The 18,935-nt window shown below is 36.6% G+C and carries 19 protein-coding genes; 4 read left to right on the top strand and 15 right to left on the bottom strand.

Translation table 11 applies throughout. The features are described from left to right. Positions 1-19 precede the first annotated feature (19 nt). From ABJF08_RS01745 to ABJF08_RS01710, 8 genes are all read right to left on the bottom strand, one after another. On the bottom strand, positions 20-778 hold the full coding sequence (locus tag ABJF08_RS01745; protein ID WP_348114322.1) for a tetratricopeptide repeat protein: 759 nt from the start codon (positions 776-778) through the stop codon (positions 20-22). Between the two features lies 1 nt (position 779). Then, the gene (locus tag ABJF08_RS01740) at positions 780-2,546 is read right to left on the bottom strand and encodes a BatD family protein (RefSeq protein WP_348114321.1); all 1,767 of its coding nucleotides are present in this window, start codon (positions 2,544-2,546) and stop codon (positions 780-782) included. After that, positions 2,546-3,394, bottom strand: coding sequence for a tetratricopeptide repeat protein (locus tag ABJF08_RS01735; protein ID WP_348114320.1), 849 nt, complete (start codon positions 3,392-3,394; stop codon positions 2,546-2,548). Before ABJF08_RS01735 ends, ABJF08_RS01740 begins: the two co-directional genes overlap by 1 nt. Next, on the bottom strand, positions 3,387-4,418 hold the full coding sequence (locus ABJF08_RS01730) for a VWA domain-containing protein (RefSeq protein ID WP_348114319.1): 1,032 nt from the start codon (positions 4,416-4,418) through the stop codon (positions 3,387-3,389). Before ABJF08_RS01730 ends, ABJF08_RS01735 begins: the two co-directional genes overlap by 8 nt. A gap of 116 nt (positions 4,419-4,534) precedes the next feature. Continuing rightward, complete coding sequence (locus ABJF08_RS01725; RefSeq protein ID WP_348114318.1) at positions 4,535-5,545, bottom strand: VWA domain-containing protein; 1,011 nt, start codon at positions 5,543-5,545, stop codon at positions 4,535-4,537. Further along, positions 5,545-7,194 carry a hypothetical protein gene (locus tag ABJF08_RS01720; protein ID WP_348114317.1) on the bottom strand — a complete coding sequence of 550 codons (1,650 nt, stop codon included), beginning with the start codon at positions 7,192-7,194 and terminating at the stop codon, positions 5,545-5,547. Before ABJF08_RS01720 ends, ABJF08_RS01725 begins: the two co-directional genes overlap by 1 nt. Further along, entirely contained in the window at positions 7,191-8,054 is an 864-nt protein-coding gene (locus tag ABJF08_RS01715) for a DUF58 domain-containing protein (protein ID WP_104514017.1), read from the bottom strand. The genes ABJF08_RS01720 and ABJF08_RS01715 overlap by 4 nt, the downstream gene beginning before the upstream one ends. Before the next feature lie 112 nt (positions 8,055-8,166). Further along, positions 8,167-9,171: a MoxR family ATPase gene (locus ABJF08_RS01710; RefSeq protein ID WP_104514706.1), complete on the bottom strand. Its 1,005-nt coding sequence runs from the start codon at positions 9,169-9,171 to the stop codon at positions 8,167-8,169. Positions 9,172-9,415: 244 nt separating this feature from the next. On the opposite strand from ABJF08_RS01710, the gene ABJF08_RS01705 reads away from it, so the two are divergent. The 4 genes from ABJF08_RS01705 (at position 9,416) to ABJF08_RS01690 (ending at position 12,160) form a co-directional block, all read left to right on the top strand. Continuing rightward, positions 9,416-10,168 (top strand): SDR family NAD(P)-dependent oxidoreductase, encoded by a 753-nt coding sequence (locus ABJF08_RS01705; RefSeq protein ID WP_348114316.1) that lies wholly within the window; start codon positions 9,416-9,418, stop codon positions 10,166-10,168. A 44-nt stretch (positions 10,169-10,212) separates the two neighbouring features. Continuing rightward, complete coding sequence (locus ABJF08_RS01700) at positions 10,213-10,599, top strand: hypothetical protein (RefSeq protein WP_348114315.1); 387 nt, start codon at positions 10,213-10,215, stop codon at positions 10,597-10,599. 2 nt (positions 10,600-10,601) lie between these two features. Further along, positions 10,602-11,576: a porphobilinogen synthase gene (gene hemB, locus ABJF08_RS01695; RefSeq protein ID WP_348114314.1), complete on the top strand. Its 975-nt coding sequence runs from the start codon at positions 10,602-10,604 to the stop codon at positions 11,574-11,576. A gap of 110 nt (positions 11,577-11,686) precedes the next feature. Further along, positions 11,687-12,160 carry a regulatory protein RecX gene (locus ABJF08_RS01690; RefSeq protein WP_348114313.1) on the top strand — a complete coding sequence of 158 codons (474 nt, stop codon included), beginning with the start codon at positions 11,687-11,689 and terminating at the stop codon, positions 12,158-12,160. On the opposite strand, the gene ABJF08_RS01685 is transcribed toward ABJF08_RS01690, so the two are convergent. From ABJF08_RS01685 to ABJF08_RS01655, 7 genes are all read right to left on the bottom strand, one after another. Continuing rightward, the gene (locus tag ABJF08_RS01685; RefSeq protein ID WP_348114312.1) at positions 12,150-13,022 is read right to left on the bottom strand and encodes a cupin-like domain-containing protein; all 873 of its coding nucleotides are present in this window, start codon (positions 13,020-13,022) and stop codon (positions 12,150-12,152) included. The genes ABJF08_RS01690 and ABJF08_RS01685 overlap by 11 nt on opposite strands. 49 nt (positions 13,023-13,071) lie before the next feature. After that, positions 13,072-14,160, bottom strand: coding sequence for a biotin synthase BioB (gene bioB / locus ABJF08_RS01680; protein ID WP_104514023.1), 1,089 nt, complete (start codon positions 14,158-14,160; stop codon positions 13,072-13,074). Positions 14,161-14,276: 116 nt separating this feature from the next. Continuing rightward, positions 14,277-15,398 carry a beta-ketoacyl synthase N-terminal-like domain-containing protein gene (locus ABJF08_RS01675; protein ID WP_348114311.1) on the bottom strand — a complete coding sequence of 374 codons (1,122 nt, stop codon included), beginning with the start codon at positions 15,396-15,398 and terminating at the stop codon, positions 14,277-14,279. Positions 15,399-15,499: 101 nt separating this feature from the next. Next, positions 15,500-16,777, bottom strand: coding sequence for an adenosylmethionine--8-amino-7-oxononanoate transaminase (gene bioA, locus ABJF08_RS01670; protein WP_348114310.1), 1,278 nt, complete (start codon positions 16,775-16,777; stop codon positions 15,500-15,502). After that, the gene (gene bioD / locus ABJF08_RS01665; RefSeq protein WP_348114309.1) at positions 16,774-17,391 is read right to left on the bottom strand and encodes a dethiobiotin synthase; all 618 of its coding nucleotides are present in this window, start codon (positions 17,389-17,391) and stop codon (positions 16,774-16,776) included. Before bioD ends, bioA begins: the two co-directional genes overlap by 4 nt. Then, positions 17,384-17,797: a hypothetical protein gene (locus ABJF08_RS01660; RefSeq protein ID WP_348114308.1), complete on the bottom strand. Its 414-nt coding sequence runs from the start codon at positions 17,795-17,797 to the stop codon at positions 17,384-17,386. The genes bioD and ABJF08_RS01660 overlap by 8 nt, the downstream gene beginning before the upstream one ends. Beyond that, positions 17,794-18,915 carry an aminotransferase class I/II-fold pyridoxal phosphate-dependent enzyme gene (locus ABJF08_RS01655; RefSeq protein ID WP_348114307.1) on the bottom strand — a complete coding sequence of 374 codons (1,122 nt, stop codon included), beginning with the start codon at positions 18,913-18,915 and terminating at the stop codon, positions 17,794-17,796. Before ABJF08_RS01655 ends, ABJF08_RS01660 begins: the two co-directional genes overlap by 4 nt. Positions 18,916-18,935 lie beyond the last annotated feature (20 nt).

Here is an 18,935-nt window from a genome sequence, read left to right as displayed (position 1 = left end):
ATGAGTAAAAGATTAAACTTTATAATTTTTTAATCTTATCGAGAGGCATCCATGCTTTATTACCATTAGACAAAGAAACTAATGCCCAGTCGTTAAATTCTTCTTGCACCTCTACCTTAGTCCCTTCATGGAGAATGAAACTCGTTTTTGCCGTTTCTTTAGGTTCTTCTCTTGTAGTATACTCAGCCGTGTAGACTATTGCATATTGCTCTTTATTCAAATGATCCTTAGAATAAAAAGCTGCATAAATAGCTAATGCAGAAAACAGAATACCTACAAACGTAAAAATAAAAAACAGTCTTTTCTTACCTGCTGTTTGTGCATAGAAATAAAATACTGCCATTAAAACAGTAAATAAAACTAGTAGAATACTAAAGTAAGCCCACTCATCTACACTCAAAGAGGTAACATATTTCTCTAAGTTCGATCCTATACTTTCTACTCGAGTATCTTCTACCGCATCAATTTTCATCTGATTAGCAAAATTGAGATTGTTCTGTATATCTGCATTTTCTGGATCTAACTGAAGTGCTTTCTCAAAGTTATAGACAGCTGGTCCTACTGCGTTAATTTTATAATAAGCATTTGCTAGGTTAAAATAAACCTCAGCACTATGCTTACCTGTTTTAAGTATTTGCTCATAACCAGCAATAGCAAGGTCAAAATTTTCCGCCGTGTATGCCTCGTTTGCTTTTGTAAAAGCAGCTGCCTCAAATGATTCTTGTGAATTACCTATAAACACAAAAAGCAGCAACAATATGGATAACATCTTCTTCATCTTACTTCTTTAATTGTTTATCTATATCATTTAACACTCTACCAGCTTTTTCATAATCTTCTTTCATACTGGCCTCAGACGACGGTGTGTAACGTGCAAACTCACAACTAGCTAATAATTCACCGAATTCTTTTCTAGTCTCCAGACTTGCATTTCTTTGTTCTAACAACTCATCTACCTTATCCTTAGACATATCTGCCGTTTGAATATGAAGTTTAGATTTCAAATAGTTATGTAAAGATTTTTCTAGTGAAATATAAAATAACTCGTGATTCCCTATGTTTTTCTTTGCCGTACTAAGATATTTCTTGCTCAACTTATTTGCGGTTCTTATGCGATTGCCATCTATATCTGCACTGCGTTTTTCTACTTGCCCACGGTATAATAATACTAACGGTAGGATTAGTAATATACCGCCTAGAATAGCCCAATAGGTAGTCGTATTAAAGAAATAGCTTTTTGTCTTATCTGTTAATTGTGTATCTGTTTTAATAAATGCAAATGGCACATTACTTTTAATCAAATTTTTAGATTCACTCTCACTAGCAACAGCAGTATCATTACTTGCAGTAGTAGGTGCATCACCTTCTACCATTAATAATATCTCGCCGCTAGACTTAGTAATATACTGTTCTTTTTTAGGATCAAAATAAGAGAACTCTATCGGTGGTATAACATATTTACCACCGTATTGAGGTACTACAGTATAAGAGTCTTTTATACTACCGCGCATTCCATAAATATTAGTACTCACCTTATTAATGCGCTCTGGGTCGTAAACTTCTAGACTTTGTGGTGCCTTCAACTTAGGCAGTTCCATTAATTTTAAATTTCCAGAACCAGAAACACCTACCGTAGCAGTCAGACTTTCTCCTGCGTCTAATTGTGCTCTATCTGTTTCTACCTTAAAATCAAATTCTCCTACTGCTCCTGTAAAACTCGCTGGCCTACCTATAGCAGGTAAGTTTTTAACCGTAATAGCTCTTTTTCCAGCACTTACCGTTCTACTTACTGTTGTTGTATAAGGTCTACCAAAAAAATCTCTTCTACTAGTCGGTATTTGCACCTGAACATCTAGTGTTAATGGTTCTATCTCTAATTTACCTGTCTTTTGAGGATATAAAATAGCTTCTCGTAATACTAGGTATCTATAAGGTTGTCCTTGATAGGTTCCATTTTTCACCTGTCTATTGCGGTTATCTATATTCTGTGACCAGAAATCTCTGTACTTGGGACTATCTAACTCGTTCCATCCAGTAACACCAGTCTCATTAGAAACATAAAGTTTGTAAACTACTCTTATGGCTTCATTAAGATAAGGGTTAGCATCAGATACCTCAGCAACTAGATGTATACTATCTTCTACACTTATAGACTGATCATCTGGACCTTTGGGTTGTGCCACAGCTCCAGTAACATTAATAACTTGAGGTATGGTCTTATACTCATTATCGTTATAAGTCATCACACTCTGTTGTATGGTTAACTTACCAGTTTTAGTAGGTTTTAAAACATATGTATATGACTTAGTCATACTGCTTTTACCATTTACCCAACTTTGAGAAACCGCCTGACTAGGACCAGCAACTACCTGAAATCCCACAAAATTAGGTGGCGTAAAATTATCACCATCTACATTCATTTTAAATTCAATGCGCAACCTTTCATTAACGGCAATTCTAGTACGACTAGCGTTTGCAGTAAACTCTACCTGACTAAAGGTTAAATAACTGCTTAAAAGAAATAGTATATAAATCAAATGTTTCATTACCAATCTTTTTCTGTTTTCTTAGCTGGCCCTTGAGCCTTCTTAGCATTTACCTTATCCTTAATTTTTTGCTCCTCATTATTCATCGCCTCCAGTATTTGGCTAATTTGTTGTGGCGTCATTTTACCTTCTACACGTTGTGGTGCTTTTTGGTCTTGTTTTTTAGGCTCTCCATCACCGTCTTTTCCGTCCTTAGGTTTACCGTCTTTATCCTTATCTCCTTCTCCATCGCCCTTCTTATCATCACCTTCTTTCTCGTTTTCTTTACCGTCGTTTTTACCGTCAGAATTTTTATCCTTATCTCCTTCTTTGTTATCCTGGTCTTTACTCTCGCTGTCGTCCTTCTTATCGTTTTCGTCATCACCGCCGCCGCCACCGCCGCCTTGCTTTTCTTCTTCCTTTTTGGCTAGTGCTAGATTGTAACGCGTTTCTTCGTCAGTAGGGTCATTTCTCAATGCCTTTTTATATACCTCAACCGCTTTTTTATATTCTTTATTTTCCAGCAATAAATTTCCTTGATTATGATAAATTCTATGCTTCTCTTCTTTAGTCGTAGCAGCCTCGGCAGCAGCTATATAATTATTAGAAGCGTTGTATTTTTTTGTATGGTCGTAATAAAGATTACCTAAATTATAGGCAGCATCTGCCGCTTTAGGGTTTACCGCCTTAGCCTTTTTATATGCTGCTTCTGCTAGGTTAAAGTTTCCTTCCTTTGCATATTCTTGAGCTTTGGCAATCTCGTTTTCATAAACTGGATCTATAGATGGTTTTTCTTGCGCTTTCGCGAAAGCGTAACCACCAAAAAACACTAAAACTACTATTATCTGTTTCATCATCATCTTACTCATTGAACAAGTTTAATTTTTTAAGCCAGCCAGTTTTCTTTTCTAAATAAAATACATCTAAAAATAAGAAGAACAATCCAAAGCCTAAAAACCACTGGAATTGGGATTCAAAATCTGAATATTGTTGTGAATCAAAAGCAACTTTATCAATTCCTGATAACTGCTCCTTTAATTCTTCTATTACTGTTGCAGTAACCGTACCATCTATATAGGCACCGTTACCAGAGTCAGCTATTTCTTTAAGGGTTTGGGCATTTAACTTAGTAATTACAGTTTTACCGTCTCTGTCTTTTTTAAATTCTCTAACGACACCATTCACCTTAATAGGTATGGTACCACCTTTTTCTGTACCTACACCTATGGTTATGATGCGAATTCCTTTCTCTGCAGCAGCCTCTGCAACAGAAGCACTATCACCTTCATGATCTTCTCCATCGCTTATAATAACTAATATTTTTGCTGCTTCTGTCTGGTCGCTATAATAACTCTCAGCTAGTTGTATCGCTTCATTAATAGCTGTTCCCTGACTGGATATTAAATCGGTATTAAGAGATTGAAGAAATAATCGTGCGCTACCGTAGTCTGTGGTAATAGGCAGTTGAGGCACAGCACTACCAGCATATGCTATTAGTCCTATGCGGTCACTGGCAAGGTTATTAATAATTTCGGTAACAAGTCTTTGTGATTTTTCTAATCTACTGGGTGCGATATCTTCGGCAAGCATGGATTTTGAAACATCTACCGCAAAAACTATATCTACACCTTCTCGATTTACTGTTTCTAGTTTCTCACCTGCCTTAAGATTTACCAAAGCAAGTATTAAAAAGGTTATCCCCATGCACACGGTTACTAATTTTAATACCGGTTTAAACCAAGATTTATCTGGGATTAAATGACCCAGCATCTTTTTTGTGGCATATTTTTTTTGTGCACGATACCTCCAGAAAGAAAGTCCTATAAATAGAACTACTAGTACTGGGATAAGGCACAAAAGCCAGAAATATATTTTTTCTTCTAGTATATACACTTGTTCGTATTTATTAGTGCTGCTATTCCCTTTTTATGGGTAACAGCATTTTATTTTATAGTTTCTATCGATTAAAACCAACTCTTATTTTTGAATTAAGTTGAGGTTAAAATCCTTTAAGCAGCGGTTTTAAAAATGGTATACCTCAATAACATTTCTACACCTATGAACATTAATGCTAGTAAAACTAAATCGCGATACTTTTCTTCTACGTTATAGAATTCAAATTGTTCGATTTCGGTTTTTTCTAGCTTATCAATTTCGGCATAGATTTCTTTTAGTTTCTTATTATTTGTTGCTCTAAAATATTTACCACCTGTATCTGCAGCAATTTGCTTCATCAACTCTTCGTCTATTTCTACTGGCGCCATCTTAAATTGAAATCTGCCATTAGGTAATTGTGCATATGGTGACGGCGCATTACCGTTAGTACCTATACCTATGGTGTACACTTTAATGTCAAATTCTACAGCGAGCTCACTAGCAATTTTAGGATCTAAAAAACCGCTATTATTAACACCATCTGTCATTAAAATGATCACTTTACTTAATGCCTCACTTTCTTTAAGTCTGTTTACAGCAGTAGCGAGTCCCATACCTATAGCGGTACCATTTTCTAAAACACCGTCAAATTTAATATCCTTAACCGCCTTAAGTGATATGGTTTTATCTGTAGTAATAGGTGTTTTAGTATAACTCTCTCCAGCATATACCACTACACCTATACGATCACTAGGTCTACCATTAATAAAATCTGCAGCAACTGCTTTTGTAGCTTCTAGTCTATCTGGTTTTAAATCTTGTGCCAGCATACTTGCACTTACATCTACCGCAAGAACTATATCGATTCCATTTGTAGTTTTAGTCTTTGTAGTAACGTCTGTAGTTTGTGGTCTTGCTAGTGCCACAATAATTAACGTTAATGCAAGTAAACGAAATAAAAACAATACAGGTCTTAGTTTACCTAATAGAGAGCCACCTGGTTGAAAACCTTTAATGGTAGACACCTTAACCTGCGCATTTTGTCTTCTAAAAGTCCAGATGTAAAAACCTATTGCTAGCGGTAAAAGCAGCAATAACCAAAACATTTGTGGTGAGGCAAATTTGATATTTGTAAACCAGTCCATTATTCCTTTTCTTTCTTTTTACCATCGTCAAAGGATGGGAACGTAATTGAACTTCTAACTCTTTCTCTCAATATTCTACCGTACTCACGATCGCGGTTCTCCTCATCATCTTTTAAGTTACTAATGATAATTTGATCTATACCTACTTTATTTGCCATCATAAGAATCTCATATTCATAATCCTTATCATCTAGTTTATAAGTACCGTCTAGAGAGACACCTTTTACACCATTTATCTCTACCTCATCTTCTAGCATAAGAATATCTTTAGCGCCTAGTCCATCAAGAACTTTGGTCATGTTATCACGTACAACAGTAGGTGGTAATTTATCTTCTTCCTTAAAACCATCTCCTTTTAATGTAAATGTGATGACACCTATATAGAAATCATCTGAGATTTCACCTGTTGCAAATTGATCTATGGATGTGGACATCAATTTAAATTGATCTCCTAATGAAGTCGTGTCCTGACGTACTAAAATATCTGGCGAATTCAATTGAACAGGCGGCATACCGTAATCGCTAGTTAACCATGTTTGCTCTGTAAGATCACGTTGTGAGTTACCGAACACCTTATCTTTTACGTTATCAAAACCGATAACATAGCTCCATATTCCCATAGCAATAGCTACCGCAACGACACCTATACCAACACCTATTAAGATGTTGCGAGTGCGTTTTTTAATTTCTTGCTTACGTCTATAACGCGCATCCTGCATGAGCTCTTCTTCTGTAGGTGGTGGCAGTACTTGATGGATATTATTGATAATTTCCATGGTGCGCTGTCTGTCTTCTTTGGCACTTATGGCGTCACCACTTGCAGTTGCAAACTTTACCAAATCGGCTTTTTGAAGAATCTCTTCTAATCGAGATTGCGTTTTATCTGTAATATGCATGCCTTTTTCTGACATGGCTATTTTCAATTCTTTTATTAGCTGCCCTGTTGTACTTTCTAGGGTATGCCCATAAACTTTAGAATCTATATACCTTCTTATAATATAAGTAAGCTCTGTGTAGTATTCTTTCCACTGACGGTTTTCTAGATAAGAGCCTTCGTCCAGTAATTTTAAACGGTACTTAGTCCACTCATAAGGTTGTAACGTCTCTTCATAGGTTTTTTCTTCTCGTTTTCGCGTAAGCAAAACAACAGCAATAATAACCGGTATTAAAAGTAACAACCACCACATCCAATCGTAGGACGCTGTAGATTTATCTTCTATATCTACATAACCCTTAATAGGGAACATACCTTGCTTAGTAGTATCTACCTCTACTTCTCGCACACTAACAAGAATAGAATCTGATTTTAAACGACGGTCATTTTTAAGAATTTCTAATCTAGGTACCCAGTAATCACCAGAATCAAATTGAGTTATACCATACTGTTTAAAAAGTCTAATTTTATCTGCTATTCTTAGACTGTCCACAGGATAACTTTGCAACACCTCTAGTGCGCCCATAGTTTGCTGCTCTGGAAAGATTATTAAATCTCCCAGGTCTGCCTCGACACTTATGCCCAGTTTTACTTCTTCACCTATCTTAATAAGGTCACGATCTACAGTTGTAGCTATCTCAGTTTTATCTTGAGTCTGTGCTGTAGTTATGGCAACGCATAATAAAAATAATATGTATACTAATTTTTTAATCATCGTGCTTTAAAGTATCCTAATAATTTCTTTGTGTAATTCTCTCTAGTTTCTAAATCTATAGCGCCTGCGTCAGACCTAGTAAAGGCTTCCTTAAAATAAGCAGCACTCTCTTTATGATAAGCTGCATATTTATTACGTACAGATTTAGAACTGGTATTAATCAACTGTGACTGCCCTGTTTCTTGATCTTTAAACTGGACTAGACCCATTTTAGGCATCACCGTCTCACGCTCATCATAAACTCTAATTCCTGTGACGTCATGCTTGCGACCTGCTATCTGTAATGTCTTTTTATAATCTGTGCTCATAAAATCTGACATTACAAAAACGATGGCTTTCTTCTTAAGCACACCTGCTAGAAATTTTAAAGCTCCTGCTATATCTGTAGCCTTACCTTTAGGTTGAAACTCTAATAATTCTCGTATAATTCTAAGAATATGAAATTTTCCTTTCTTGGGCGGAATGAACAATTCTACCTGATCAGAAAATAAAAGCAATCCTACTTTATCATTGTTTTGCATGGCACTAAAGGCTAGTGTTGCACACAATTCTGTAATGATTTCTTTTTTAATTTGCTCTTGTGTACCAAAAAGTGTCGATCCACTTATATCTGCAACCAGCATAAGGGTAAGCTCGCGCTCTTCTTCAAATACTTTTATATATGGCTCACTATAACGAGCGGTTACATTCCAGTCTATATTACGCACGTCATCACCGAACTGGTACTGTCGCACCTCACTAAAAGTCATTCCACGACCTTTAAAAGCACTATGATACTCGCCACCAAATACAGCGTCGCTTAAACGACGAGTCTTGATCTCGATTTTACGTACTTTTTTAAGAAGTTCTTGTGTATTCATACAGCGTGTACTCTATATCAGTTAATTGAAATTGATTTTATATCAGTATCAATAGATTATGAAGGGTTCTCTTTTTTAAGAATCAACACCTATTGATTTAATTTCAATAGAACTATGGTACCTCGATCGTATTTACGATCTTGTTTACGATGTCTTCAGTTGTGTAATTCTCTGCCTCGGCCTCATAAGTAATACCTATTCTGTGACGCAATACGTCTAACACTACCGCACGTACATCTTCTGGCACTACATAACCACGTCGTTTAATAAACGCATAACATTTTGCAGCTTTGGCAAGGTTAATAGATCCACGAGGTGATGCTCCAAATGAGATCAACGGCTTTAAATCTGCTAGGTTATATTTTTCTGGATAACGAGTCGCAAATATGATATCTAGAATATATTTCTCGATTTTCTCATCCATATATACGATCTCCACCGCATCTTGAGCGCGTAAAATTTGCTCTACCGACACTACCGCATTAGGCTCTGTAAAATCTTTTTTAAGATTTGCTCGCATAATGTATTGCTCGTCTGCAATAGTTGGGTAATCGATTACCGTCTTTAACATAAAACGGTCCATTTGCGCTTCTGGTAGTGGATAAGTACCTTCTTGATCTACTGGGTTTTGAGTTGCCATTACTAAGAACGGTTTCTGCAACTTAAAAGTCTCATCACCTATAGTAACTTGTTTCTCTTGCATCGCTTCTAGTAGCGCACTTTGCACCTTTGCTGGAGCACGATTTATCTCATCTGCAAGGACAAAGTTTGCAAAAATAGGTCCTTTCTTAATATTAAATTCACCGTCCTTCATGTTATAGATAAGCGTCCCCACAACATCTGCCGGTAATAAATCTGGTGTAAACTGTATTCTTGAAAAAGAACCACTTACCGCCTTAGAAAGTGTCGTAATAGCAAGTGTTTTTGCTAGTCCAGGCACACCTTCTAATAGAATATGCCCACGACCTAAAAGACCTATAAGCAGTCGTTCTATCATGTATTGTTGACCTACAATTACCTTGTTCATTTCATTAACAAGTAACTCCACGAACTGGCTTTCTTGTGCTACCTTTTCATTGATACTCGCAATATCTACCTGCGTGCTTTGTTGATCCATAATAGTATTTTCTTTAATCTTATTAATTGCAAAAATGTCCAAACATTAAATTTTGAACTGTTTAAACGCTGTTAAAATTAGCTCCACGTCTGTGACTACCAAATTTAAAGAAGGTCTCATTGATAAATCTCACAGAAGTATATTTTTATGTTATCGATTGTTAACGTTATCGCTTTCGCGAAAGCGAGGTTAAAATAAACATCTTGCTAATACCTTTTCCCTACTTTTGTACAAAGAACCTGATATGAAAACTGCTTTAATTACTGGCGCAACTAGTGGAATAGGACTCGCGACCGCACAAACTCTAGCCGATAATAATTATGCCCTTGTACTTTGTGGACGTAACGAAGAAAAACTGGCAGAATTAAAAAAAGAGCTTTCTGAACTCGTTCCTGTGGAGACTTTATGCTTTGATGTGCGAGATAAAGAAAAAGTAGAAGAACAAATTAACAGTCTTACAGAGTTTCCTTTTAATGAGATCAATATCTTAATAAATAATGCAGGTAACGCTCATGGACTGGACCCTATCGATAAAGGTAGCCTAGAAGATTGGGATGCTATGATGGATATAAATGTAAAAGGATTGCTTTATGTAAGTCATGCGATTATACCTAAAATGAGAAAACGTAAAAACGGACATATCATCAACATAGGTTCTACCGCTGGTAAAGAAGTCTACCCAAATGGGAACGTATATTGTGGCTCTAAGCACGCTGTAGATGCTATCACCACTGGGATGCGACTGGATTTAAACCCATATAATATAAGAGTAGGTGCTGTAAATCCAGGACTGGTGCAGACTAATTTTAGTGAAGTGCGATTTAAGGGAGATAAAGAACGTGCTGACAAAGTATACCAAGGTTATATGGCATTACAACCACAGGACGTGGCAGAGGTTATTCTATTTGCCGTAACGCGACCGCCGCATGTTAACATTGCAGACTTAACCGTGATGTGTACCGCACAAGCTAGTAGTACGGTTTTGAAGAAAGACTAGAAACACCATTCTTATTAAAGCTTTTAGAAAGAAAATAAAAACACATGAAAAAACTAATTCTCATACTAAGCATTTTATCTCTTGCGTCCTGCACACAAGAGGTAGAACCGACTATAGAAAACATGAATTCTATTTTTGAAAGCAAAGATTTTACCATCGAGTACCGTCTGACGGATACAAGGGTAGAGTCCATGAGTTTTATTGAAGATATTTTAGTTTACAAAGCAAATGATAGTGTGGTAAGAAAAACGATCTCCTTTGATGAAGCATTACTGATCAACCAGCTTATCCAAGAAAAATTTAAACAACACGACATTAACAATAAGGAAACCCCTTCTATAATCGTATTAAATACAGCAAAGAAGGTAACTTTGAAAATTCCTAATTACGAGGTGGACTACCTCAATTTAATTAACAAATTAGACCTATAAATATGTTCCCATTAAGAAGAAACAGAAGATTAAGAACTAGCCCAGCAGTAAGATCTTTAGTACAACAAACGTTGATCTCACCTAATGATTTTATAGTACCATTATTTGTAGTAGAAGGAAATGGCATCAAGGAAGAAATAGCCTCTATGCCCGACTATTATCGATACAGTCTAGATCTTTTAAAGAAAGAAGTACAATCTTTATGGGACATGGGATTAAAAAGTGTCTTACTTTTTGTTAAAGTACCAGACCATTTAAAAGATAATAAAGGAACCGAAGCTATCAATAAAGATGGATTAATGCAACGAGCTATTAAAACCGTTAAGGACGTTGCGCCAGGTATGTATGTAATGACAGATGTTGCTCTGGACCCATATTCTAGTTTTGGTCATGATGGAATAGTAGAAAATAACAAAATTCTTAATGACGCTACTTGCGAGGTACTTGCTCAAATGAGTGTTTCTCATGCACAAGCTGGCGCGGACATGCTCGCACCTAGCGACATGATGGACGGTCGCATTCTTTACATAAGAGAAGCACTGGAAGAAGAAGGTTTTACAGATACTGGAATCATGAGTTATTCTGCAAAATACGCTAGTGCTTTTTACGGCCCTTTTAGAGATGCACTAGACAGCGCACCAGGTTTCGGAGATAAAAAGACTTATCAAATGGATCCTGCAAATCGTAATGAAGCCATAAAAGAAACTTTAATGGACATCGATGAAGGAGCAGATATCGTTATGGTAAAGCCAGGATTATGTTACCTGGACATAGTTAGAGATATTAAAAACGAAGTAGATGTTCCTGTAAGCGTCTATCAAGTAAGTGGAGAATATTCCATGCTTAAAGCTGCTGCAGAAAAAGGATGGTTAAATCACGATGCGGTGATGATGGAACAAACTATCGCTATTAAAAGAGCTGGAGCAGATTTAATCGCTAGTTATTTTGCAAAAGACGTGGTGAAGTTGATTTCTTAAATAAGAACAAATTTTTATTCCCTAAGGGTAGGTTTAACTCTACCCTTTGGGATATTTTTCTTTGTAGCTATCTCCTAATTTCATCCTTCACAGCAACCACTTATAAATTCATGCCCAAAGATTCATACACCGTAGAAGAAGCGACTCGTTCCATAGAGCGTTACTGTGCCTATCAAGAGCGCTGTCATAAAGATGTGGAGGATAAGTTAAAAAGCATGGGTATTATTCAACTAGCGATAGATGAAATCATACCACACTTGATCCATCATAAATTCTTAAATGAAACACGTTATGCCGAAGCTTTTGCCAGAGGAAAATTCCGTATTAAAAGTTGGGGAAGAGTACGTATCGTACGCGAACTTAAAATGAAAGGCCTTAATGAGCGTACTATAAAAATGGGACTCAAAGAAATATCTGATGTTGATTATGAGATTGCTTTGGACACGCTTTCGCGAAAGCGGTTACAACAAATAACTACGGAAAGTGATAAATATAAAAAGCGTAAAAAACTTGCCGACTACCTACTCTATAGAGGCTGGGAAAGTCACCTGGTTTATGCCAAAGCCGCAGAGCTTATTCCTTAATATTTAGATTTTTGTGGGTTCTAACTATCGCCTGTTCATTTTTATAATCTATCCACTCCTGTCCTTTACGTTTGCGCATAAAATTATCATAATGACGCATAAATAACAGGTTATAAAGCGCTTTACTTAAATTCTTAATCTTTCTAGGGTAAGAACGCAAACTTATAGAAAATCCTGGCGTTAGGTAATGCATGTAATGCCAGTAACCCTCGGGCATGTATAACATCTCTCCATGATTAAGCTCACATACAAAACCTTGTGCTAGCTTTAAAGCGGGCCATTTTTCAAAATCTGGATTTGAGAAATCTATATCTTCTCTAGCGATTAATGAATGTGGTACTCTGTACAAATAAGGCGACTGATCTGGAGGAAAAATCACACACCTCTTCTTACCGTGAAAATGAAAATGAAGGATGTTAGTGAAATCTATGTCAAAATGCATAAAAACCTTAGAATTTGTACCTCCGAAGAACATCATGGGCAAACCTTTGATCAATCGCATTCCTAATTTAGGGAATTTAAAATCTGTCTGAAGTGCCGGCACCTCACTCATAATATTATAGAGGAAGATCCTGAAATTAGTAGGTTTCTCATTGAGTAACTCTACATATTCAGACATCTTCATCTCTGCATGTGCTTCATTAAAACCCTCGTCATGTTTTACCGGACGGTCATCATAAAGAGGCACGGTTTTATCTCCAGCAACTTGCTTTATATATTCCAGATTCCATTTTTTATAAGCGGGCCAGTCTTGAGTTAATTTTTCAATCACTACAGGACGTTGTGGTTTGAGATAATTTTTTATAAAATCATCTTTGCTTATCGTGGAAACACGCGGTATTTGTTTAAGATTGAGTTGCATAAATAGCTTACAAACTTAAGGAATGAAATATAGAAAATCACGTAGTTAACTACGCTTTAACTGCTTTACCAGCCTGCTTAGCCTCCTCATTACGCTCGATCTTGTGACCTGGACGAGACCATTTAGGCTTTTCACCTTGATCTTTATATTCAGAATATTGTGCTTCTACAGTTTCTGGTTGTGCTTTTTTCACAAAAGGTTTCATAGGCTCTAATCCTAATAATTCAAACATTTTCATGTCTTCATTCACATCTGGATTAGGTGTGGTAAGTAATTTATCACCTGCAAAAATAGAGTTAGCTCCTGCAAAGAAACACATCGCCTGTCCTTCTCTAGACATATCTGTTCTACCAGCACTTAGTCTTACTTGTGTTTGTGGCATTACTATACGCGTAGTTGCAACCATACGTATCATTTCCCAGATAGAAACAGGCTGTTGCTCCTCTAGCGGTGTACCTTCTACGGCAACAAGTGCGTTTATAGGTGTACTTTCTGGTTGTGGACTTAAACTAGCTAGTGCAACTAACATACCTGCACGGTCTTCTATATTCTCTCCCATACCTATAATACCACCACTACATACGGTAACATTAGTTTTACGTACGTTATCAATAGTATCTAGTCTATCTTGGTAACCACGAGTAGAAATTACTTCTTTATAATACTCTTCAGAACTGTCTAGGTTGTGATTATAAGCATATAATCCAGCCTCAGCTAGACGGTGCGCCTGGTTTTCAGTGATCATACCAAGAGTACAACACACTTCCATATCTAATTTATTGATCGTACGTACCATTTCTAACACTTGGTCAAATTCTGGTCCGTCTTTTACATTTCTCCATGCTGCTCCCATACATACACGAGAACTACCACTAGATTTTGCTCTTAAAGCCTGCGCCTTTACTTGTTGCACAGACATTAAATCATTTCCTTCTACGTCGGTATGATAACGAGCTGCCTGTGGGCAATAACCACAATCTTCTGGACAACCGCCAGTTTTAATAGAAAGAAGTGTAGAAACTTGTACCTGATTAGGGTTATGAAATTCTCTATGAATAGTCGCCGCATCATATAACAAATTCATAATCGGTCTATTATAAACTTCTAGTATTTCTTCTTTAGTCCAGTCGTGTCTCATAATCGTATTCTACGTTAAAAAGGTAAAAATAAGGTTTCCTTAAGTAATAGCTACAATGAATTAATGTTAAAGAAAAGCACTTATCATTATCAAATTATTAGTTTTTAATTCAAGTATTATTTTTCTATCAGTAAACTTACTGCATTACCACCAAAGCCTGTCGCATTTATTAAAATGCGTTTAGGTATTCTAACATCTCCACGCGGATTCACAAATGAATCTTCTAAAAATGGAACAGTAAACATACTCTGTGATTGCAACATTTCTATCCCCATAGCCAGATTAAGCGCACTACTTGCACCTAATGCATGACCTAACTGCCATTTATTATTACACAAACGTGGATATAAATCACCAAAAACGCTCTTAATCGCAGTAAACTCTGCTTTATCTCCTTTTATTGTTCCAGGTGCGTGAGTAATAATGGCATCCACATCTTCTAGATTAACGTGCTTTGTCGCTTGTCTCATTGATTCTTGAAGACAGTCTCCACTAGCTGTTACTGACGTTGCACTAGCTAGCTTTTCTATCGCACTACCATAACCTGTGATTTTTGCTACACGGTTATTATCTTCTTTAGAAAGTAGAAATAAAGCGGCTGCTTCTCCTAATATCATGGAGTTTTGCGTCTTATCCAGATCTAACGCCTTACAAGGATACTGATCGGTATCTCTTGAATATATACGTAAAGCCTGCATCTGACTCACTGTAAATGGCGTTAAAGGTGCTTCACTACCACCAGCTATAAAGCTAGTTGCCATACCACTTTCCAGCCAGGCAATAGCGTTAAGTATCGCATGAGATGCCGTTGCACAGGTAATGCTATGTGAAAAAGCCACTCCTTTAAGACCCAAATCCTGTGCTACCCAACTCGATATATTACCTAGTGTAGTTAATGGAGATGTTGCCGTTGGTACGGTTCCGCTTTCGCGAAAGCGAGAATAAAACTCCTCCCATAATCCAGTAGCACCACGACTAGAACCTATATTAATGCCCGTTTGTGACGGAACATTTTTCAAAGATCTAGCAGATAATAATGCCAGTTGCACACTACGGTCTAGAGATTTATAATTTTCATTTAAACTCAAAAACTCCTTTAATTGAGTTTCTTTTTCGCTAGAAATAGGACCTACCCAAGCACTGTCTTTTTTGTTGAAAAAGCTAGATTGTTGTTGATCTTTAAAAGAGTCTACCGCAGCTACCATCGCTGCATCGTTAATGTATATAGGGTTTTTCACAAGCTTATTTACGACTGCAAAAATCGTGAAAAGAACTTAGATTAAAAATCTATTAATAAGTTCTTTTATACCGTTTCAATACAGGTTGTTAGATGATCAGATTAACTTATCTGATCTAAAAACTCTTCTAATAACTGATAAATAAAGTCCAATTCTGCTGCTGTAGTGGTAAAAGGTGGTACGATATAAACTGTTTTACCTAGTGGTCTCAAAAACAAACCACGTTGCCAAAACCACTGAAACATCTCGTTACGTTTATTTCCATAACGTTCCATTTCTATGGCAAGATCTATAGCTAATATTACACCTTTAGCTCTAACTGCTGCAACATTATGATGTGATTCAATTTTTGCTTTAAACTCTATGTTAGATGCTTCTATATTTTTTGCCCCTGCTTGAATGTCATCAGAGGTTAACAAATCAATAGCAGCTGCAGCGACTGCACAACCTAGTGGATTCCCAGAATAAGTATGTCCATGGAATAATCCTTTGGCAAGATCATTATCATAAAAAGCATCGTATACTTTTTGTGTACAAGAAGTAATAGCCATAGGCATTATACCACCGGTAAGTGCTTTTGACAAACACATAATATCAGGCTTTACTTCTATTTGATCACTTGCAAAATAAGTTCCAGTTTTACCAAAACCTGTCATCACTTCGTCTGCCACTGCGATAACTCCATGTTTTTGAAATTTATCGACAACTTTAGAAAGTGCATCAGCATCATTAAGTTGCATAGCGGCAGCTCCTTGAACAAGTGGTTCATAGATAAAACTAGATACATCATGTTCTTTTACAAGAGAATCTACTAATTCTAAAACATGATCAACATTCTCTTGCGTAGGTGCAGGAATACGTACTACGTCTATAAAAAAATCTTCAAAAGGCCCATTGTAAACCGATAAACTACTAGCACTCATGGCTCCAAAGGTATCTCCATGAAAACCATTTTCTAAGGCAACTACCATATTGCGTTTCTCACCTTTATTGAAGTGATACTGAAAAGCCATTTTAAGACCTATTTCAACACTAGTAGAGCCATTCTCAGAAAAGAACAGTTTTTGTTGATTATCCGGCAGGATACCGATCAGTTTCTTGCCTAAGGTAACAACAGGCTCGTGTGTCATACCAGCAAAAACCACATGATGTAACTGATCTACCTGTTTCTTAATCGCTCCAGTAAGAACAGGATTTGTATGTCCATAACTACAAGTATACCAGCTAGAAATTCCATCAAAGTATTTTTTACCTTCAAAATTATATAGGTAATTACCCTTTGCATGAGAAATCGCAAGAGGTTCACTAGCTGTCTTATGTTGCGTCAGTGGATGCCAGATAAAATCAGCATCATTTTTTATGATATCCTTTTTGATCATAATGCTTTTAAAGCTTTTTGAAATTTCAAAGCGTACTTCTCCACTACCGTCGCGTTTATTTCATCTTCTCTAGATATATGTCCTAAAGTTTTAAGCCCAGTCATTTTTTCAATCACCTCTATAGTGCCGTCTAGATCCACATGGTTGTATATAACACCTACACAATTAAGACCTTTGGATTTTAAAAGCGCAGCACTCAACAATGTATGATTGATACTACCCAAATATCCAGAACTAACTAAAATTACTTTATCCTCTGGCATAATAAGATCTACAATGGTATCCTTATCATTTAAAGGAACTAGTAGACCTCCAGCACCTTCTATAACCAGAGTATTTTCAGTATCGGGACGTATTACTTTATCTAGATCTATAGTGACACCATCTATTTGTGCCGCCTTGTGCGGGCTCATAGGCGTTACTAATCTATAAGCTTCTGGATGTATTGTCGTTACCGTATTAGATAACAATGTAGAGATAGTTGCTTTATCTGTTTCTTCTAGACCACTTTGAATCGGCTTCCAGTAATCTGCCTTAAGTGACTCTGTAACTATTGCAGCAACTACCGTTTTACCAACATCTGTACCTATACCGGTAATAAATATTTTACTCATTTACGTCAAATTTTGTGTAACAACTCTTACACTGATAATTGTAAGAATTAGAAAAAGGAAAGATGTTTAAAACAACAGCTTTCATTTTATCTGCAAAGGTAGGTGCCGTTTCAATATCTCGTATTTCTCTAGCGTCCGTTTTTCCACAATTAGGACATTTTACATATTCAACACGATATTTTAATAAATCAGGATTAGATTGTTCTAAAATACCCATCGCTTTTATAAAATCTTCTTTATAAACCAACATTTTAACGCCACCTATAGCGTTAGTAGCAAATGGATCTGTAGCAACGGTAAATTCATCTTTTAAAAAAACCTCTACCTGCTCACTTTCTAGCTTCCCTTTTACTACAACAGCCTCTGCTGGATAAGCAAATACGGCTATAGTTTTAAACTTACTCATAAGCTTTTTAGAGTTTTAGAGAGCAAATTCAACATACCGCTCATTTCATTTTCAGTATTAAAACTATGAATACATATACGCAATCGTTCTTCTCCTTTATTAACCGTAGGCGACAGTATCGCCCTAACATCATATCCATTATCTTGGAGCGTGAAGGCCGCTTCTTTTACCACCTCGTTATTAGGTATTATACAAGTCTGGATGGCGGTCTCGCTTTCGCGAAAGCGTAATCTCAATCCAACTTGCAATACTAATTTATTAAACGTTTCAATGTTATTAGTTAATCGAGAGATAGCATCTTCATTACTACTCAAAGTGAGGTACCCTTCTGAAATACAATGTAATGAATGCTCTGGCATCGCAGTAGTGTAAATAAAACTGCGTGCATAATTAATCAAATACTCCTTAAGATCTTCACTACCTAAAACAGCTGCTCCATGACAACCTAGACCTTTACCGAAGGTCATAACGCGCGCAAAAACATCGTTTTCTAGATCGAGATGTTGTGCAAGTCCAGCGCCATTTTCACCTATAACACCTAGCGCGTGCGCCTCGTCTAGAATTAAATGTGCGTTATCAAACCTGCTGACTAGATCTATGAGTTTCTTAAGATCTGGCATATCACCATCCATAGAAAACACAGATTCTGTAATTACGTAGACCTGTCGATCCTCTGCCTCACTAAATTTTGATAGCAAAATTTCTAGATGTCTTAAATCATTATGACGGTATTTAAGAGATTTTGCTTGCGATAACAGTATCCCATCTCTTATACTGGCATGAACGAGTTGATCAAAAAGAATCAAATCTGCTCGATCTGTAAGTGCAGGTATGAGACCTATGTTTGCATCATAACCTGAATTAAATAACAGCGCTGCTGGTGCGTTATGAAACTGTGCAATTTGCTCTTCAACTCGATCGTGTAAAACACTATGACCTGAAAGGAGCCTGCTACCAGTTGCTCCATTTGTGGAAGATACATCTGAAATTTCTAGTTTTGAAAATCCTAAATAATCATTAGAAGCAAAATCGATAGAATTCTTATTTACAGTAAGTTTACGTAAACTCCCTGAGAAGTAACGCATACCTAAAAGAGTCTGTAATTTTTCTGGAAGCATGCTGCAAAAATAAGTGTTTT

The organism is Nonlabens sp., from assembly GCF_039941875.1.
Taxonomy (GTDB): Bacteria; Bacteroidota; Bacteroidia; order Flavobacteriales; family Flavobacteriaceae; genus Nonlabens.
This window is presented reverse-complemented; position numbering and strand designations above follow the sequence as displayed.

Excerpts from the sequence above, each read along its gene's own strand:
- ABJF08_RS01745 (WP_348114322.1), bottom strand. The coding sequence starts at position 778 with ATGAAGAAGATGTTATCCATATTGTTGCTGCTTTTTGTGTTTATAGGT.
- ABJF08_RS01740 (WP_348114321.1), bottom strand. The coding sequence starts at position 2,546 with ATGAAACATTTGATTTATATACTATTTCTTTTAAGCAGTTATTTAACC.
- ABJF08_RS01735 (WP_348114320.1), bottom strand. The coding sequence starts at position 3,394 with ATGAGTAAGATGATGATGAAACAGATAATAGTAGTTTTAGTGTTTTTT.
- ABJF08_RS01725 (WP_348114318.1), bottom strand. The coding sequence starts at position 5,545 with ATGGACTGGTTTACAAATATCAAATTTGCCTCACCACAAATGTTTTGG.
- ABJF08_RS01720 (WP_348114317.1), bottom strand. The coding sequence starts at position 7,194 with ATGATTAAAAAATTAGTATACATATTATTTTTATTATGCGTTGCCATA.
- ABJF08_RS01715 (WP_104514017.1), bottom strand. The coding sequence starts at position 8,054 with ATGAATACACAAGAACTTCTTAAAAAAGTACGTAAAATCGAGATCAAG.
- ABJF08_RS01710 (WP_104514706.1), bottom strand. The coding sequence starts at position 9,171 with ATGGATCAACAAAGCACGCAGGTAGATATTGCGAGTATCAATGAAAAG.
- ABJF08_RS01705 (WP_348114316.1), top strand. The coding sequence starts at position 9,416 with ATGAAAACTGCTTTAATTACTGGCGCAACTAGTGGAATAGGACTCGCG.
- ABJF08_RS01700 (WP_348114315.1), top strand. The coding sequence starts at position 10,213 with ATGAAAAAACTAATTCTCATACTAAGCATTTTATCTCTTGCGTCCTGC.
- hemB (WP_348114314.1), top strand. The coding sequence starts at position 10,602 with ATGTTCCCATTAAGAAGAAACAGAAGATTAAGAACTAGCCCAGCAGTA.
- ABJF08_RS01690 (WP_348114313.1), top strand. The coding sequence starts at position 11,687 with ATGCCCAAAGATTCATACACCGTAGAAGAAGCGACTCGTTCCATAGAG.
- ABJF08_RS01685 (WP_348114312.1), bottom strand. The coding sequence starts at position 13,022 with ATGCAACTCAATCTTAAACAAATACCGCGTGTTTCCACGATAAGCAAA.
- bioB (WP_104514023.1), bottom strand. The coding sequence starts at position 14,160 with ATGAGACACGACTGGACTAAAGAAGAAATACTAGAAGTTTATAATAGA.
- bioA (WP_348114310.1), bottom strand. The coding sequence starts at position 16,777 with ATGATCAAAAAGGATATCATAAAAAATGATGCTGATTTTATCTGGCAT.
- bioD (WP_348114309.1), bottom strand. The coding sequence starts at position 17,391 with ATGAGTAAAATATTTATTACCGGTATAGGTACAGATGTTGGTAAAACG.
- ABJF08_RS01660 (WP_348114308.1), bottom strand. The coding sequence starts at position 17,797 with ATGAGTAAGTTTAAAACTATAGCCGTATTTGCTTATCCAGCAGAGGCT.
- ABJF08_RS01655 (WP_348114307.1), bottom strand. The coding sequence starts at position 18,915 with ATGCTTCCAGAAAAATTACAGACTCTTTTAGGTATGCGTTACTTCTCA.